We start from the raw sequence: 17,163 nt of genomic DNA on the forward strand, positions 1-17,163 counted from the left end.
GCGGGCCGGGGGCCCGGACTGATTGATTCCGGCCGGACTGGCGTGCGACCGGTGTGATCTGTGGTGCAGGATGTGTGTGACCTACGCTGTATGGGCGCGGTACGAGTGCTCGATGTGGCCCCACCCGATCTAGGGTTTTGGCATGGCACGACCACGGCGCATCGTCCTTGTCCGGCACGGCGAGTCAACGGGCAATGTTGATGACTCCGTGTACGAGCGTGAACCCGACCACGCCCTGGCGCTGACCGAGCGGGGCCGGCGGCAGGCGGAGGCGACGGGCGAGCAGTTGCGCGAGTTGTTCGGCGGCGAGCGCGTCAGCGTGTACGTCTCCCCGTACCGCCGCACGCACGAGACACTGCGCGCCTTCCGCCTCGACCCCGGGCTCATACGGGTGCGCGAGGAACCCCGGCTGCGCGAGCAGGACTGGGGCAACTGGCAGGACCGTGACGAGGTGCGCCTCCAGAAGACCTATCGTGACGCGTACGGCCACTTCTTCTACCGTTTCGCCCAGGGCGAGTCCGGCGCCGATGTCTACGACCGGGTCGGCGGCTTCCTGGAGAGCCTGTTCCGCAGTTTCGAGGACCCGGACCATCCGCCGAACGTCCTGATCGTCACCCACGGTCTGGCCATGCGGTTGTTCTGCATGCGGTGGTTCCACTGGACGGTCGCCGAATTCGAGTCGCTGTCGAACCCGGGGAACGGCGAGGTGCGCATGCTCGTTCTGGGAGACGACGGCAAGTACACGCTTGACCGGCCGTTCGACCGCTGGCGAGATCCCGAGCCCTACGGGATCACTGGATAGAGTGGCAGGGCGATGACCGCTGATTCCTCCACCGACGGGCGCCTGGACCGCGCCTTGGCCAGCCTGCGCGGACTGTCCGTCGGGGACGCCCTGGGCTCCCAGTACTTCGTGCCGGTGAACTACCCGCTGCTGAAGCGCCGCGAGCTTCCGACTGGGCCGTGGCAGTGGACAGACGACACGGAGATGGCCGGCTCCGTCGTCGCCGTCCTGGTCGCTCACCACCGCATCGACCAGGACGCCCTGGCCCGCTCCTTCGCCGAGCACCATGATTTCGACCGTGGGTACGGACCCGCGGTCAACCGCCTGCTGCGGCTCGTCCGGGAGGGCGGCGACTGGCGTGAACTCGCCGCCGCGCTCTTCAACGGACAGGGATCATGGGGCAACGGCGCCGCGATGCGGATCGCCCCGCTGGGCGCCTGGTACGCGGACGACCCGGAGCAGGCGACCCACCAGGCGGAGATCTCGGCCTACACCACCCATCAGCATCGCGAGGCCGTCGTCGGCGCCATGGCCGTCTCCGCGGCCGCCGCGTTCGCCGCCGCTCCCGGCGGGCCGCCCGGGGCCGAGGCCCTCCTCGACGGGGTCATCGACCTGGTGCCGAAGAAGAGCGCGGTGGGCGCGGGACTGCGCCGGGCCCGGGACATGCTCGACTACGCCGACCCGGCCACGGTCGCGGCCGTACTGGGGTGCGGCCGGCGGACGACAGCCCACGACACGGTGCCCTTCGCCCTCTGGTCGGCCGCGCGAAGTCTCGGTGACTACCAGCAGGCTTTCTGGACGACCGCGCAGGTCGGCGGGGACGTCGACACCACGTGTGCCATCGTGGGCGGCGTGATCGCCTCGGGCAAGGCGGGGGCGCCGCCCGCCGAGTGGGTGGCGCGGACGGAGCCGCTGCCGGACTGGGTACCTGCTCCGGTCTAGCGGTTCGAACCCCTTCTGCATTGGTCCGGCCATCAGAACCGGTGGTCATCAGAATTCTGCCTGCGCATCAGAACTCTCCGGTGCGCATCGGGGGCTCCCCTGCACGCCGGGGACTCTCTGTGCGCATCGGGAACTCTCCGTGACCATCCGCTCGTTGTCGTGACATCAGCGGTGCGATCCATGAGGCGGCGCACGCTGGAGGTGCGACACAGGACGAGAAGGGGGTGATCATGGAGGTGCTGCTGGCTGTTCTGATCCACTGGTGGGACGTTTGCGCACGCCGCCTGGGACATGCGCGGCCGGTCACGGACCGGCCCGGCAGCCGCCGGCAGGCCCCTTTCGGACCCGTCGGCGAGCCGCCGAAGCCGTCTCGCAGTGCCTTCGCGTCAGCTCAGCCCCGGCCTGGCCGAGCCGGAGAGAGCCTCCAGGTCGCTCTTGCGGACCCGTATCACCAGCCAGGCGGTGGCCAGGGCGAGGACGGCCATGGCCGCGGCCGGGACGAAGGCGGCGGAGATGCCCTGGGCCAGCACTTCGTGCCCCCATGGCGCGGGCAGCTGATGCGTCGTGGCGAACTCCGCCTTCTGCTCGGGAGAGCCCTCGGCCATGAACTGCGGAAGCAGCTTCTCCGCCTCGTCCCTGGTCGCCGTGCCGAACACGGTCGTCAGGATGGACAGCCCCAGCGATCCGCCCACCTGCTGCGTGGTGTTGAGCAGCCCGGACGCGGCACCGGCCTCGTGCTGGGCCACGCCGGAGACGGCGGTGAGCGTCAGCGTCACGAAGTTCAGGCCCATGCCGAAGCCGAACACCAGCATCGGGCCGAGAACCCCGCCGACGTACGAGCTGTCGGAGCTGATGAGCGCCTGCCACGCCAGTCCGATCGCCGCGAGCGTCGAGCCCAGGACCATGAACGGCTTCGGGCCCAGCGCCGGCAGGAACCGCTGCGACAGACCCGCGCCGAGTGCGATCACGACGGTCACGGGCAGGAAGGCGAGCCCCGCCTCGATCGGGCTGTAGCCGAGCACGTTCTGCACGAACAGCACGATGTAGAAGAACATGCCGAACATCGCGGCCGCGAGGCTCAGCATGATCACGTACGTTCCCGAGCGGTTCCGGTCGGTGAACATCCGCAGCGGGGTGATCGGCTCCTTGGCCCGGGACTCGATGATCCCGAAGGCCAGCAGCAGGACCACCGCGGCGGCGAAGGATCCGATGGTGAGGCTGTCCCGCCAGCCCTCGTCCGCCGCCCGGATGAAGCCGTAGACGAGCGACGCCATGCCCGCGGTCGAGGTCACCGCGCCCGCTATGTCGAAGCGTCCGGTGTGCCGTTCGGACTCGCTGATGTAGAGCGGAGTGAGCACGGCGATCAGCACGCCGATCGGCACGTTCACGAAGAGCACCCAGCGCCAGTCGAGCCACTCGGTGAGCATGCCGCCCGCGAGCAGGCCGATGGCACCACCGCCCGCGGACACCGCGGCGAAGACGCCGAAGGCCCGGTTGCGCTCCGGGCCCTCGGGGAACGTGGTGGTGATGAGCGCAAGCGAGGTGGGCGACGCGATCGCGCCTCCCGCGCCCTGGAGGACCCGCGCGGCCAGCAACTGCCACGGCTCCTGGGCGAGCCCGCCGAGCAGCGAGGCGAAGGTGAACAGCAGGATGCCGGTCATGAACACCCTGCGGCGCCCGAGGATGTCACCGGCGCGGCCGCCGAGGAGCAGCAGACCGCCGAAGGTGAGTGTGTAGGAGCTGACGACCCAGGTGAGGTCGGTGGTGCTGAACTTGAGTGCGTCTTGAATGTGCGGGAGCGCGATGTTCACAATCGTCGCGTCGAGTACCACCATGAGTTGGCAGGCCGCGATGACGGTGAGCGCGATGCCGGGGTGTCCCTCCCGGCGTGCCGCACCTGGCTTCTGGTCCTTGAGCAATGGAGAGGTTGTCACTATGGGTCCCCCACGAGTGCGTTAGTGAACGCTCGCGTTCACTGCCGCGTCAAAGGTAGTGAGTCCCCGACAGTGAACGCAAGCGTTCACTTGTGGCGTCGTCGTGCGGCACGTCCCCCTTTGCCGCCGCCCGGCACGTCCCCCCATCCCGGAATCCCCGCTTCACTGCTCGTTGGAGAGAGTTCGATGGTTACCCCGAGCTGGGCGGAAGCCCCCGCTCAGACGGCCCCTCGCCGCCGCGGCGCCGTGCTCGAACGCGCGATCCTCGACGCCGCGCTGGATCAACTCAGCACCGTCGGCTGGAACGGCCTGACGATGGAAGGCGTCGCCGCCGGTGCCCAGACCGGGAAGGCCGCCGTCTACCGTCGCTGGCCCTCCAAGGAAGACCTCGTTGCCGACGCCCTGCGTGCCGGACTGCCGCACTTCGACGCGGTGCCGGACGAGGGGAGCGTGCGCGAGGACCTCTTGGCGCTCTGCCGGAGAGCTCGCGACGCGATGTTCTCCCGCCCGGGCTTCGCGCTTCGCTCGGTGATTCACGAATGTGACACGACGCAGGCCGAGCGCTTCCATGCTGTGATCTTCGACGGGGTCGTGGAGCCCACCATCAAGATGCTTCGGGAAGTCATCGAGCGCGGAATCAGGCGAGGCGAGGTGCGTTCCGACGCTGCGAACGGATTCGTCTTCGACGCCATCCCGGCGATGATGATGTACCGCTCCAAGATGTGCGGCTGTGAATGGCGGGACCAGGAAATCGAGGAGATGATCGACCAGTTGATGGTTCCGCTGCTGCGATCGAGCGGCGCCTGACCGGGGCCGGCGGTGGCCGTCGCACCGCTGAGGCCGACCGGGGTGTCGCGGGCGGTTCCGGGCGGCGTAACCTAGGGTCGCCATGCCGTACGAACCGCCTACTCACACCGTCGAGCGCTCCCTTCGAGCCACGACCGGAGCGAAGATCGTTGCAGGTGTCGACGAGGTGGGGCGCGGCGCGTGGGCCGGTCCAGTCACCGTCTGCGCGGCGATCACCGGACTGCGTCGGCCGCCCGAGGGTCTTACCGACTCGAAGCTGCTCACCATCAAGCGCCGCACCGAACTCGCCGAGGAACTGCGGAAGTGGGTGACGTCGTACGCCCTGGGGCACGCCTCTCCTGAGGAGATAGACCACCTGGGGATGACGGCCGCGCTGCGGCTCGCCGCAGGACGTGCCCTGGACGCCCTGCCGGTGCGGCCCGACGCGGTCATCCTCGACGGGAAGCACGACTATCTCGGTGCGCCCTGGCGAGTCCGTACGGTGATCAAGGGCGACCAGTCGTGCGTGGCTGTCGCGGCGGCCTCGGTGATCGCCAAGGTTCAGCGCGACAAAATGATGGCCGAACTGGGTATCGACCATGCAGACTTCGGTTTTGCGGACAACGCCGGGTATCCCTCACCCGTGCACAAGGCCGCACTGGCGGAGCGGGGCCCCACCCCCCACCACCGGTTGTCGTGGGCGTATCTTGATGCGCTGCCCCAGTGGCGGCACCTCAAGAAGGTCCGCAGCTGGACGGACGGAAGTGTTCCGGAAATCGAGGGTCAGTTGGGCTTCGATTTCTGACGGTTCCGTTCGCACTCATGCGCCACCCGCCGACGCGGGCCGTACCAACGTTTGATAAATATCAACCCATGCCTCTCATTCCCGAGGAGCCTCAGATTCACGAGAGTGCCCAGGGTCCCCGCGCCACTCCGGCCAGCGGCCGCACCGCGCCGACCCCTCGCCCCGTACCCGGCCCCCGTCCCGCGGCTCCGTCGCGCCCCGGCCGTCCCGGTCCTCTGCGGCCGGCGCCGCCGGTGCAGCGCACGCCGCGCGACGCGGCCGCCAAGCCTGGCCCGCCGAGTCCGGCAGCCGATGCCGCCGCTCCGGCCGCCCCGCAGATCCAGCTGATCCCGGCTTCCGCCGAAGGCGCGCTCGATGCCGCCGAGGAGGCCGTGGACCTGCTCTTGGACTCCGGTCGTGCCCCCGGCGACGTCCTGGTGATCACGACCGGCGAACAGCACCCGTGGGCCGCCCACGAGCTGTCGTTCGGCGAGACCTCCTACTGGGCCCAGCACGACGCCGGTGACGACGTCTTCTACACGGACGCCACCGTCGCCGGCCGTGCCGCGTCTCGTCCGGTGGTCGTGGTCGCCGTCAACGGCGGTGCCGAGGCCGCAGCCGTGAGCGCCCTGTCCCTGGCCCACTCCCGGGCCACCGCCCTGCTGATCGTCTGCGGTGATCCGCAGCGGATCAACTCGGTGCTGGGCACCAGCGTCTGAGTCGGCGCCGTGGCGTCCGGTCGGGCGCCGGGGGCTGACCTCAGGCGCCGCTCCGGCGGCTCCGCACGGCGGGTGGTGGGGCATGCCCGGAGGGCTGGGCGCCGTGGCTGCGCACGGTCCGGCCGGGGTGGCCCCAGTGCTGTTCGGGGATGTTCGTTCCGGACTGCCGGTCACAAAACCGTGGTCTGCCGTAGGAAGGGACGGCGCGGCTCCTCAGCCCCTGCGGACCCCTCCCTGTGCGGAAGGGTCTGTCCAAGGGCGGCCTGTCGCAGGGGGCTGTCCCAGGGGGCCATCGCAGGGGCAGCTTGTGCCAGGGAGGTCTGTCCCACGAACGGTCTGTCCAGAGACCTCAGCGTGCCGCCGCAGCGCGGCGCAGCACCTCGGAGGCGGCGCCACCGGTGCGCGGCAGCGGCGGCGGTGCCTCCGACGTGTCGAACGGCTCCGGTGCCGACGCGGAATGCGGGCGGCGTCCACCGCGGCCCTCGCCGAGCACCTGCCAGCCGTCGCGGGTCAGCGTGATGTACGCCCCGCAGCGCAGCCCATGCAGCGTGCAGGCGTCGCGCAGCCCCCACATCCACGCGCCGTCCTCCTCGGTCCAACGCGCGTCGCCCTCACGGCAGTAGAGCAGTACGGCGGTGCGCACCGGTGTGCGGCGTCGCAGATCGTGCGGGATGATCCGGCGCAGCTGCGCCAGCAGCACGTTGCGGAACATCCAGCCGTCGGCCGCGGCCGTCCGGCGGACGAAGGAGGCGCTCGCCCGCAGCCGCTCGTCCGGATCGAGCACGGCGATGACGGCGGTCGCCGGCTGCGGGTGGTGCCGGGCGTGCAGTCCGCTGACGACTTCACGGGGGTTACGGAGAAGCGGGATCCCTGCGGCGGCCCATTCCGCGGGTTCGAGCAAGCGGTTGGCGGAAGCGGCGGACGTCGATGCCGCTGCCGAGGCCGGAGCGAATCCGAAGGTCACGGTCCTCCCTTCGGCTACGCGCCCACACTGCGGGCGGGGTCGGAATCGGGGAGCGCGCACCGCAGCGAAGCCCTACCGGATCGGCGGTCGTACCGTGCGGGAGCGGACCTCAATTCTTCCTGTCGAACTTGAATGCGGCAACGAGCAATTGGCGCAGTCGACCGTTATCCGATGATGCGCGGCTAATATCCTCACCCTGTGCGTCGCCGGGCCACCCATGGGGCGTTCGAGCACGACACGTTCGTACGTCACTGGCGTGCGCGGCGTCCAGAGGCGTGCGCGACCGGGCAGGTGGGAGTGGGCCCGGTGGGCAGGCCGGTGCCTGGCCCGGATGTGGCGGCCGCGCCTCTCGACGTGCTGTCAGCCCTGGACGGCCAGCACCAGCGGCAACACCCCCTGAGCACCGGAGCGCCTGAGCATGCGGGCCCCGACCGCGAGGGTCCAGCCGGTCTCCGTGTAGTCGTCCACGAGGAGGACCGGGCCCTGGGCCTCGGCGAGGGCGGAGGCGAGGGCGGGCGGCACGGTCAGTGCTCCGTCGAGCGCCTTCAGCCGCTGGGCGCTGTTGCTCCGGGGCCCCGGGTACACGTCGCCCCTGTATGCGACGGTGCCCAGCAGGGGCAGCCGGCCGACCTCCGCGATGCACGCTCCCAGGGAGTGGATCAGCTGGGGCCGTGTGCGCGAGGCGATGGTGACGACTCCCACCGGGCGGGGCTGCGGGTCCGGCACGCCCGGGGCCCAGCCGCCGGGTCCCTTGGCCCAGTCGGCCAGCACGCCCACCACGGCCTTCGCCACGTCGTCCGGCACGGGTCCGTCGGGTGCCTGGGGCGCGAGCATGGGCCGCAGCCGGTTGCCCCAGCCGATGTCCGACAGACGCCCCAACGCACGTCCGGGCGCGGCCTGTTCGCCGGCCGGGATTCGTCCCTTGAGGTCCACTCCGATCGCCGGCAGCCCGGTCGGCCACATCCGGCGGGGCTCCACCTCGACGCCCGCACGCCCCAGGTCCACACGCGCCGCGTCGAGCGCCTCCTCGGACATGTCCGCAGTGAAGCGCGGGCCCGCGCAGTTGTCGCAGCGACCGCAGGGCTTGGCGGCCTCATCGTCCAGCTGGCGCTGCAAGAACTCCATCCGGCAGTTGGCCGTCGACGCGTACTCACGCATCGCCTCCTGCTCGGCCTTGCGCTGCCGCGCCACCCACGCGTACCGCTCGGCGTCGTACCTCCAGGGCTGCCCGGTCGCGATCCAGCCTCCCTTGACCCGCTTGACCGCTCCGTCCACGTCGAGGACCTTGAGCATCGATTCCAGGCGGGAGCGGCGCAGCTCCACCAGGGGCTCCAGGGCGGGCAGCGACAGGGGCCTGTCCGCCTGAGCGAGGATGCCGAGCGTGCGGCGCACCAGCTCCTCCGAGGGGAAGGCGAGCGACGCGAAGTACTCCCAGATCGCCTCGTCCTCCTTCCCGGGGAGCAGGAGCACCTCGGCGTGCTCCACGCCCCGTCCCGCACGGCCCACCTGCTGGTAGTAGGCGATGGGGGAGGAGGGCGAACCGAGGTGCACCACGAAGCCCAGGTCGGGCTTGTCGAAGCCCATGCCGAGTGCTGACGTGGCGACCAGCGCCTTCACCTTGTTCGCGAGCAGATCCTCCTCGGCCTGCTGCCGGTCGGCGTTCTCCGTCTTGCCCGTGTACGACGTGACCGTGTGCCCCCGCTGCCGGAGGAAGGCGGTGACCTCCTCGGCGGCGGCCACGGTGAGTGTGTAGATGATCCCGGAACCCGGCAGTTCGTCGAGGTGTTCGGCGAGCCAGGCCATCCGGTGCGCGGCGTCCGACAGCCGGAGCACGCTCAGACTCAGGCTGTCCCGGTCCAGCGGGCCCCGCAGTACGAGGGCGTCCGAGCTGCCGCCCGTGCCGAGCTGTTCCGCGACGTCGGCCGTCACACGCGCGTTGGCGGTCGCGGTGGTGGCGAGCACCGGCACACCGGGCGGGAGGTCGGCGAGCATGGTGCGCAGCCGGCGGTAGTCCGGCCGGAAGTCGTGGCCCCAGTCGGAAATGCAGTGCGCCTCGTCCACCACCAGCAGCCCGGTGGCGGCCGCGAGGCGGGGCAGCACCTGGTCCCGGAAGTCCGGGTTGTTGAGCCGCTCAGGACTCACCAGCAGGACGTCGACCTCACCCGCGGCGATCTCGTCCTGAACGGCTTCCCACTCCTCGGTGTTGGAGGAGTTGATGGTCCGGGCGTGGATGCCGGCCCGGGCCGCCGCCTCGACCTGGTTCCGCATGAGCGCGAGCAGCGGGGACACGATCACGGTCGGACCGCTGCCCTGCGACCGTAGCAGCGAGGTCGCCACGAAGTAGACCGCGGACTTGCCCCAGCCCGTGCGCTGGACGACCAGGGCGCGGCGTCTGTCGGCGACCAGTGCCTCGATCGCCCGCCACTGGTCCTCACGCAGCCGGGCCGTTCCCGAGATGTCCCCGACGAGACGGGCGAGGACCGTGTCGGCTGCCGCCCGGAGATCCGCGTTGCTCGTGTGCTCCATGCGTTCCATACAACAGGACGGCACTGACAGCGCGAGCGGTGCACGAGTCGATCCGGCACCTCGCTGTTCCTGTGACGTGTCCCTGATCGGACTTATCCACAGGGTCAAGCGGAGCTTCGGATTCCGCGAGATCGTCTCCGCATGACGAACCACAGCGAAGCGACTGGATCCTCCGAAAACGGCGACATCACGGGACCCGACGCGCACGACAAGCACAAGGACGGCGGATCGCGGAAGCAGGCTGGCGAGGGGACCGGGCCGCACGTCCCCGGTCCCGCATTCGACGGCCACGGCGGCGAACACCAGGTCACCCTGCGCACCCCGGCCGAACTGGCCGACGCCCTGCCGTATCTGCTCGGGTACCGCCCGGAGGACAGCATCGTCCTGGTCGCCCTGCACGACAGGGACGGACGCGGCCGGTTCGGGGGCCGGGCCCGCCTCGGCATCCCCGCGAACCCGGACGACTGGCCGTCAGCGGCCCGGCAGCTGGCCCACGGACTGGTGACGGGCAGCGAGCGCCGAGGGGCCCGCCCCGAGTCGATGGTCGCCTTCCTCTGCCAGGAACCGGAGAAGGGCGAGTCCGGCCGACAGGTCATGGAGCGGCTGAGGCCGCTGGCGCACAAGCTGCGTGTGGAGTGCGGTTCCCTGGACGTGACGGTGGTCGAGGCGCTGTGCATCTCCGACGGCCGCTACTGGTCCTTCTGCTGTGACAACGCGGTGTGCTGCCCGCCCGAGGGTGCCCCCATGGGGCTGCCCGGCACATCGGTGCTGGCGGCCGCTGCCACCTACGCGGGTATCCAGGTGCGCGGCACACTGCGGGAGCTGCGGGCCCGGCTGCTCCCCTGGGAGAACGCGGCCGCTCTCGAGCAGGAGAGCGCCCTGGACACCGCCAGCCGGGCACTGGTCCCGAGGATCCTGGACGAGGCCGGCCGCGCCGACGTCACCGACGAGACACTGCGACTGGCAGGGCGGGTCCTGGACCGCTTCGCCGGGGCACAGCCCGTCTCCGGCATGCTCCTGGCGGATCTCCGCGACGACGAACTTCTCACACACGACGAGGCGGCCCGGCTGATCCTCGGCCTCCAGGACCGCGCGACCCGTGACCGCGCGGCCGAGTGGATGGAGGGCGACGAGGCCGGACTCGCCCTGCGCCTCTGGCGGTCGCTGGCCCGCCGCTGCGTCGGCCCCTACGGCGAGCACGCCGCGGCGCCGCTCACTCTCGCCGGATGGGTCGCCTGGTCCACGGGTGACGAACTGGAGGCCCGGGAAGCCCTCGCCATGGCCCTGGGCGCGGACCCCGACTATCTCTTCGCCCGTCTCCTGCACCAGGCCTGCAACGAAGGACTCGACCCGGAATCCATCCGCAGCTGCCTGCGAGCGGAGCGCGACGGCCGTGGGCGCTCGGAAGCCGCCGGCTCGGCGGCTCGGGTCGGCGGCATGGGGACTCGGGGCGGCGGCTTGGATGCTCATGTCGGCGGCTTGGATGCCCGGTCCGCCACCGACGAGGTCGCCGCGGGCCAGGCAGACGCGTCCGATTTCGAGCCGGAGCCCGCAGCCCCGTTCGCCCCGGAGCCCGCAGCCGCGTCCGCAGCGGTGCCCTCACGTCGTCGACGCCGCACCCGTTCCACCCGTTCCACCCGTGCTGCCGGCACCGCCCCGGGTGATGCCCCCAAGGGAGACCGCGTCCCCAAGGCCCGGGCTCCCCGTCGGCATACTCCGCCCGGCCCTACGCGCCCTGCCGGTGCCGCAGAGGCCGGCACGCGTAGCGGGCGAGGTGCCGCGGGCACGGCGCGGTCCGGCAGTGGACGCACGAGCGGCACGCGTGCGCGTACGCCGGGAAAGACGGCCATGCCGTGCGGGGACACCGGCCAGGAGGGCGTCCAGCCCGGCCAGGGCACGGAAGGGGAGGAGTGAGTCTCGTGGCGGCCGCGACGCGCGCGGGGCGGGGACACGGGCGTGACCCGCAGGAGGTTCACGCCGTTCACCTGAGTGGCGGAACGCCCGGACGGGCCGTGACGCCGCGCCCCTGCCCCGCCGGAACCCTCCGGCACCGGCGCCGAACTCGATCGAGGCGCACAGAGCGCAGAGGAAGCCTCTCCATGCATCAGCCGACTCCGCCCTCCGCCGCCGGCGACCACCAGGCCCCGGGAGGGCCGCCAGCACCTCGTGGGTCGGGCCCCGGCCTGCCCGACGCGGGCGCTCCACGGCCGGGGGCCCAGAACGCCCCTCCCCGGCCGGAGGCACGCGTCGACGGATTCGGGCCCAGGTTCCCCGGAGGCGCCTCACCCGCCTCGCTGCCCACCGACCCGGACGCATGCCCGCCCTCGATACCGGGCCGGGGCCGCTCGAAGCCCCAGGAGCCGGGCCAGAACCGCCGCTCCGGTTCCGCGTCGGGGTACGGCTCGCCCTCGCCGCCCATGGCCCAGAGCCGGGGCCCGTCCCCCACCGGGCAGCCCGCCGCGCCTCCCCGGGGCGCCACGATCCCCGGGCTGCGCTGGTCCGCCGACCTGCCGCCCGCCCACACCATGATGATCTGTGTCGCGCTTCCCGGTCTGGCCATCTCGACGCAGGAAGGGCAGATGACCGGCCGGGGACTGGAAGGGTTCTACCGCGCCGGCCGGCGGGTGCTCTCCCGGTGCGAGGTCCGCGTGGCCGGGCGGGAACCGCTCGCCGTGCAGGCCCGCATGGCCGCGGCCGACCGCGCCAGGTTCGTGGGCACGCTCCGCACGTCGCCGCAAGCAGGCCCGGACCCGGACGTGGTCGTGGAGCGCAACCGTCTCGCGGACGGCACGGAGCGGATCACCCTGCACAACTCGGCTCCCCGTCCGCTGCGTCTGCCGGTCGAGGTGTCCCTGGGCACGGACCTGGCCGACCTGGGGGCGATCGCCTCGGGCCGCGCCGGACCCGAACTCCCCGCCAGCGTCCACGACTCCGGCCTGCGCTGGTCCTGCGCCACCGGCAACGCGTCCGTCACGGCCGTACCGCCTCCCTCGGACGCCCTCGCCTCGGCCGGCCTGCTGCGGTGGGAGCTCGACCTGCCGCCGGGCGGCAGCAGAAGCGTGGAGCTGCGGGTGCGGCCCGACGGCGCCGGTCCCCTCCGGGCCGTGGGCCGCGCGGCGACCAGCCCCCTCGCCGCCGCACGAGCGGAAGGCGACGACCCGAGAGTCCCCGCACTGCTGAGGACGAGCATCGAGGACCTCCAGGCCCTCCTGCTGCGTGATCCCGCGAATCCAGCCGATACGCACCTCGCGGCCGGGGCACCCTGGCGCTGCGGTCTGGCCCCCGCAGACGCGCTCGTGGCCGCCCGGATGGCCCTGCCGCTCGGTACGGGCCTGGCGGCGGGGACGCTGCGGATCCTCGCCCGTACCCAACTCACCGGCCCGGGACCACAGTCCGGGATGATCCCCGGCCCGAGACGGGACGCGGGCCCGCACCTTCCGCCCCAGTGCACCGGTACGGAGGCCACACTGCTCTTCCCCGTACTGCTCGCCGAGGCCCGCCGCTGGGGCCTCGGCGAGCAGGAGACGGAGGAACTGCTGCCGGCTGCCGAGCGCTGCCTGACCTGGCTGCGCACCACCGTGGGCGACGGCACGTACCTGCGCGACCCCCATCCCGACGGTCCCGTCCGCTGCGAGACACAGGCCCACGCCCACCGTGCAGCGCTCCTCGGTGCCGACCTGCTCGAGGCCTGCGGCCGCACGGGCGGACCGGCACTCCGCCAGTGGGCGCAGGCCTTGCGGACCGCCTTCCGCGGGGACTTCTGGGTCGACGACCTCGGGGGTGGCCGGCCGGCGGCAGCCCGTGCCCCGGACGGCAGGCCGGTGCCTCACCTGGGCGCGGCCGCCGCCCACCTTCTCGACACCGGCCTGCTGGGCGAGGGCGCCCTGGCACCGGGTCTGCTCGACAAGGTTCAGACCGAGAACCTCGCCCGGCTGCTCGGCAGCCCTGTCCTGGACTCGGGCTGGGGCCTGCGCGGACTGGGCGCCAAGGAACCGGGGTTCAATCCGTTCGGTCACCGAGCCGGGGCCGTACGGGTCCAGGAGACCGCACTCGCCGTCGCGGGTCTGGCAGCCGCCGGCTACGACAAGGAGGCGACCTCGCTGTTGCGCGGCGTACTCGCGGCCGCCGAGACCTTCGCCCACCGGCTGCCCGACATATACGCGGGGGAACAGCGCACGGAGGGCAGCGCCCCCCTCCCGCACCCGGCGGCCTGCCGCCCCGCGGCCACGTCGGCGGCCGCGGGAGTGCTGCTGCTGGTCACGCTCGTCGGCATCCGCCCCGACGCCCCGGCCGGGACGGTCACCCTGTGCCCGATGCGCAGTGCGCCTCTGGGCGAGATCGGCTTCACGGGCCTGCGGATCGCCGGCGCCCGGTTCTCCGTGCGGGTCAGCCGGCTCGGCCTCGCGATGGTCGAGGAAGCGGCCGACGGACTGCAACTGGGGGTGTGACCTGGTACGACGTTCAACTGCTGGACAACCGCGCCCCACAGTGGAGTCCATGTCGACCGCAGTGGATCAGTCGCCGATGCGACCGGCGAAGGGAGTGTTTATCGTCAGGCAGACGACTATGATCGCGGCATGCCCTACGACCCGTCAGCGTTTCCGCCCTTCGCCGTCACCGTGGACCTGGTCGTGCTGACCGTTCGCCGCCATGCCCTGTGTGCGCTGGCGGTACGCAGGGGGGAACCGCCGTTCCAGGGGCGCTGGGCGCTCCCCGGCGGTTTCGTGAGGGCCGACGAGGACCTGGCGCAGGCGGCGGCACGCGAGCTGGCCGAGGAGACCGGACTGCGCGTCCACGACCCGTCCGTCCCCGCCCAGGACAACGGGGCACATCTGGAACAGCTCGCCACCTACGGCGACCCCAAGCGGGATCCCAGGATGCGGGTCGTCAGTGTGGCCCACCTCGCGCTCGCTCCCGACCTGCCCGCGCCCAGGGCCGGCGGTGACGCCAGTAACGCGCGCTGGGCCCCGGTGGAGGAACTGCTGCGGCAGGGCGGTTACGGGCGCGACGCCGAACCGGTCGCGCCGCTCGCGTTCGATCACGCGCAGATCCTGTCGGACGGAGTGGAGCGCGCCCGCTCCAAGATCGAGTACTCGTCGCTGGCCACGGCCTTCTGCCCGCCCGAGTTCACCGTCGGCGAGCTGCGCCGTGTCTACGAAGCGGTGTGGGGCGTGGCGCTCGACCCGCGCAACTTCCACCGCAAGGTCACGGGCACACCGGGCTTCCTCGTCCCCACCGGTGGGACGACCACCCGCCAGGGTGGCCGCCCGGCTCAGCTTTTCCGTGCCGGCGGTGCGACTCTCCTCAACCCCCCGATGCTGCGCCCCGAGGTCTGACGCGGGTCCGGAACGCCACGCGCCCGCTGCCCCGACAAGGGGATTGTCGTGCCTCAGGCAAGCCTCGCGCTGCCCGAAAAACCGGACATAGCGCGCTATCTTGCTGCGGGTGATCCAGGCCTTCGGACTGACCAGCAATCCCCGCAAAGGGCTTCCGCCCGCAGCCGATGACGTCTCCTTCGAGGCACGAGCGGGCCACGTCACCGCGTTGCTCGGAGCACCGGGCGCCGGCAAGACGACAGTCCTCAGACTCATGCTGGAACTCCAACAGGGCCGTGGCGTCACCTACTTCCGGGGCCGCCCCCTGCACCGCATTGCCCATCCCTCGCGCGAGGTCGGTGTGCTGCTGGGCGACGTGCCGGGGCACCCGGCCCGCACGGTCCGCGGTCATCTGCGCATGCTGTGCGCCGCGGCAGGCGTCCCGGTCCGGCGTGCCGACGAAGTCCTCGAAGCGGTCGGACTCGTGAGCCTGCGAGACGAACGCCTCGGAACCCTCTCGCGCGGCATGGACCGCCGCCTGGGCCTGGCCTGCGTCGTCCTGGCCGACCCGCACACGCTCGTCCTCGACGCCCCGGCCGACGGTCTGTCCGTCCGCGAGAGCCATTGGCTGCACGGCATGCTGCGCGCCCACGCCACCCAGGGCGGCACGGTCCTGTTCACCACGGCCGACCCCAAGGAGGCCGCCCGCACCGCCGACCGCGTCGTCACTCTGGAGCAGGGCAGGGTCGTGGCCGACCAGGAGGTCGCGGAGTTCTCGCGCACCCGCCTGCGTCCCCGGGTCGCCGTACGCAGTCCGCACGCGGCGCGTCTGGCGGTTCTCCTGACCAAGCAGGCCCGCACCGCGCGGCGCTCCGTCGAAGTCGTACGAGAAGGCGGCAACCGCCTCTCCGTGTACGGCAGTACCTGCGCCGAGGTCGGCGAGACGGCGTACCGTCACGGCATCGTCGTCCACCAACTCGCCGACGAGGTCGGCGACATGGGGCCGGGGGCAGGAGCCGCTCCGGCAGGTGAGCCGCATGTCAGCCGTGACCCGGTACCGGGCACGGCAGGGCAGACGGCGGACGGCTCGCGCGGGGCCGCCGGCACAGTGCGAACGCCGGCCGGCACGCTCGGGGGCATCGGCGCCGAGCCGGAGTGCGCCGACCCCGGGCCAGGGCACGTCACGGACGCGCACCGGACGGCCGCTGCGTTCCAGGCCGCCAACGGTGAGCCGCGCCCCTCCCTCGACGCGCCGGAGCCGGTCCCGGGCGCCGCCGAACCCGTGGCCGCCGGCGCCGAGCCGGGACCCCCGGTTGAGTCACGACCTTCCGTTGACGCATCGAAGCCGGTCGCCGACGAGCCGTTGGCCTCCGAGGGGCGCCCACAGCCCGCCACAGAGCCGCAGGACAGGCCGGACGCTCCCTCGGTCGGTCACCTGTCCAACGCCGAGGCCCGTCCTGAAGAGGAGACGACGGCACCTCTTGCTCTCCACCGCGTCGGCGCACGCACGGTGTGCGCGCTCGACGCACTGCCCCCTCTGCCGCCTCCCATCTCCGTCCGCCCCGCCCCCAGCCCCCTGCACCCCCTCCGCTACGAGATCCGCCGTGCCGCCGGGATCGGCACCGGGTTCCTCACCGGGGCCGCCGTGCTCGCCGTGTCCGCCGTGACCGCCGTCGTGCTCGCCCGGATCGGGCACACCCCGCAACCGCGCCTGCTGGCCGCATGGCCACGGGAGCTGCCCCTGCCGCCCGCGGCGCTCGGCGCGGGACTGCTCGGCGCGCTGGCCTTCGGCGACGAGTTCCGCCACCCCGCCCTGGCCGCGGACCGCGGCACCGTGCCCCGTCGGCTCGGGCTGCTGGCCGCCAAACTGCTCGTCGCCACGGCCACCGCGCTGTTGCTGGCCACCCTCACCGTCGGCTGCGACGCCGAAGTGCTCTATCTCGTCTACGGACGGGAGCTCGCCCAGGTTCCCGCCGACTGGCTGTCCATGAGTGTGAGTTGGATCGGGCTCGTGGTCGGCTGCGCCTGGGCGGGCGTACTGGCCGCGGGCGTCTTCCGGTCCACCACGGCCGGGCTCGCGGCCGTGGCCGCCGTGCCACTTCTCGTCGTACCCGCGGTGCACAAGGTCCTGGAGGGACCGTCCGTGCGGACCGCGGCGGGACTTCCCGTGCGGCTGCGCGAGGCTCTCCTGCCGCGATGGCCCTTCGGGGGAGAGCGCTATCTGGAAGCCGCGCTCAGCGTGATCTCCCAACCTGTCGGCGGCGCACTGACGTTGTCGCTGACCACACTGCTCTGCGCGTACCTGCTCACCGCGCTGCGGAGCCGGTTCCGGTGACGACTGTCCGTAACCCTTAGTCCGGCCATGCGCACAACTCCCCGCAGAGCGCCCATTTCTTTCCGATAAGGCGTCAA

12 protein-coding genes are annotated in these 17,163 nt (G+C 72.1%); 9 read left to right on the top strand and 3 right to left on the bottom strand.

What is annotated here, in order from left to right:
- Positions 1–142: 142 nt before the first annotated feature.
- A complete protein-coding gene (locus AC07F0_RS18240) occupies positions 143–802 on the top strand; it encodes a histidine phosphatase family protein (RefSeq protein WP_059417402.1) in 660 nt (219 codons plus the stop codon).
- Between the two features lie 12 nt (positions 803–814).
- Positions 815–1,723, top strand: a complete 909-nt coding sequence (locus AC07F0_RS18245) for an ADP-ribosylglycohydrolase family protein (RefSeq protein ID WP_436730816.1) — start codon at positions 815–817, stop codon at positions 1,721–1,723.
- A 386-nt stretch (positions 1,724–2,109) separates the two neighbouring features.
- Here AC07F0_RS18245 and AC07F0_RS18250 read toward each other — a convergent pair whose 3' ends face one another.
- A complete protein-coding gene (locus AC07F0_RS18250; RefSeq protein ID WP_478980004.1) occupies positions 2,110–3,657 on the bottom strand; it encodes an MFS transporter in 1,548 nt (515 codons plus the stop codon).
- Positions 3,658–3,843: 186 nt separating this feature from the next.
- Here AC07F0_RS18250 and AC07F0_RS18255 point away from each other — a divergent pair, with 186 nt between their 5' ends.
- The 3 genes from AC07F0_RS18255 (at position 3,844) to AC07F0_RS18265 (ending at position 5,946) form a co-directional block, all read left to right on the top strand.
- Complete coding sequence (locus tag AC07F0_RS18255) at positions 3,844–4,464, top strand: TetR/AcrR family transcriptional regulator (protein WP_478980006.1); 621 nt, start codon at positions 3,844–3,846, stop codon at positions 4,462–4,464.
- A gap of 82 nt (positions 4,465–4,546) precedes the next feature.
- Complete coding sequence (locus tag AC07F0_RS18260) at positions 4,547–5,248, top strand: ribonuclease HII (RefSeq protein ID WP_356923537.1); 702 nt, start codon at positions 4,547–4,549, stop codon at positions 5,246–5,248.
- Between the two features lie 68 nt (positions 5,249–5,316).
- Complete coding sequence (locus AC07F0_RS18265) at positions 5,317–5,946, top strand: hypothetical protein (protein ID WP_478980008.1); 630 nt, start codon at positions 5,317–5,319, stop codon at positions 5,944–5,946.
- 349 nt (positions 5,947–6,295) lie between these two features.
- Here the strand turns inward: AC07F0_RS18265 and AC07F0_RS18270 are convergent, their stop codons facing one another.
- Both AC07F0_RS18270 and AC07F0_RS18275 read right to left on the bottom strand, forming a co-directional pair.
- Positions 6,296–6,910: a hypothetical protein gene (locus tag AC07F0_RS18270; RefSeq protein WP_356923535.1), complete on the bottom strand. Its 615-nt coding sequence runs from the start codon at positions 6,908–6,910 to the stop codon at positions 6,296–6,298.
- A 360-nt stretch (positions 6,911–7,270) separates the two neighbouring features.
- Positions 7,271–9,436, bottom strand: a complete 2,166-nt coding sequence (locus AC07F0_RS18275; RefSeq protein ID WP_478980010.1) for a RecQ family ATP-dependent DNA helicase — start codon at positions 9,434–9,436, stop codon at positions 7,271–7,273.
- A gap of 141 nt (positions 9,437–9,577) precedes the next feature.
- Between AC07F0_RS18275 and AC07F0_RS18280 the strand changes: the two genes are divergently transcribed.
- The 4 genes from AC07F0_RS18280 to AC07F0_RS18295 all read left to right on the top strand — a co-directional run bounded on the left by AC07F0_RS18280 (position 9,578) and on the right by AC07F0_RS18295 (position 17,086).
- On the top strand, positions 9,578–11,350 hold the full coding sequence (locus AC07F0_RS18280) for a DUF4192 domain-containing protein (protein ID WP_478980012.1): 1,773 nt from the start codon (positions 9,578–9,580) through the stop codon (positions 11,348–11,350).
- Between the two features lie 614 nt (positions 11,351–11,964).
- Positions 11,965–13,884, top strand: coding sequence for a glycogen debranching N-terminal domain-containing protein (locus tag AC07F0_RS18285; protein ID WP_478980442.1), 1,920 nt, complete (start codon positions 11,965–11,967; stop codon positions 13,882–13,884).
- A gap of 129 nt (positions 13,885–14,013) precedes the next feature.
- Positions 14,014–14,772 carry an NUDIX hydrolase gene (locus tag AC07F0_RS18290; RefSeq protein WP_010034909.1) on the top strand — a complete coding sequence of 253 codons (759 nt, stop codon included), beginning with the start codon at positions 14,014–14,016 and terminating at the stop codon, positions 14,770–14,772.
- A 109-nt stretch (positions 14,773–14,881) separates the two neighbouring features.
- Entirely contained in the window at positions 14,882–17,086 is a 2,205-nt protein-coding gene (locus AC07F0_RS18295) for an ABC transporter ATP-binding protein (protein WP_478980014.1), read from the top strand.
- Positions 17,087–17,163: the final 77 nt, after the last annotated feature.

The sequence above is a fragment of the Streptomyces sp. NPDC045955 genome, from assembly GCF_056430805.1.

Bases quoted from the DNA above. Each gene is read 5' to 3' on its own strand.
- AC07F0_RS18240 (WP_059417402.1), top strand. From the start codon at position 143: ATGGCACGACCACGGCGCATCGTCCTTGTCCGGCACGGCGAGTCAACG.
- AC07F0_RS18245 (WP_436730816.1), top strand. From the start codon at position 815: ATGACCGCTGATTCCTCCACCGACGGGCGCCTGGACCGCGCCTTGGCC.
- AC07F0_RS18255 (WP_478980006.1), top strand. From the start codon at position 3,844: ATGGTTACCCCGAGCTGGGCGGAAGCCCCCGCTCAGACGGCCCCTCGC.
- AC07F0_RS18260 (WP_356923537.1), top strand. From the start codon at position 4,547: ATGCCGTACGAACCGCCTACTCACACCGTCGAGCGCTCCCTTCGAGCC.
- AC07F0_RS18265 (WP_478980008.1), top strand. From the start codon at position 5,317: ATGCCTCTCATTCCCGAGGAGCCTCAGATTCACGAGAGTGCCCAGGGT.
- AC07F0_RS18275 (WP_478980010.1), bottom strand. From the start codon at position 9,436: ATGGAGCACACGAGCAACGCGGATCTCCGGGCGGCAGCCGACACGGTC.
- AC07F0_RS18280 (WP_478980012.1), top strand. From the start codon at position 9,578: ATGACGAACCACAGCGAAGCGACTGGATCCTCCGAAAACGGCGACATC.
- AC07F0_RS18285 (WP_478980442.1), top strand. From the start codon at position 11,965: ATGATCTGTGTCGCGCTTCCCGGTCTGGCCATCTCGACGCAGGAAGGG.
- AC07F0_RS18290 (WP_010034909.1), top strand. From the start codon at position 14,014: ATGCCCTACGACCCGTCAGCGTTTCCGCCCTTCGCCGTCACCGTGGAC.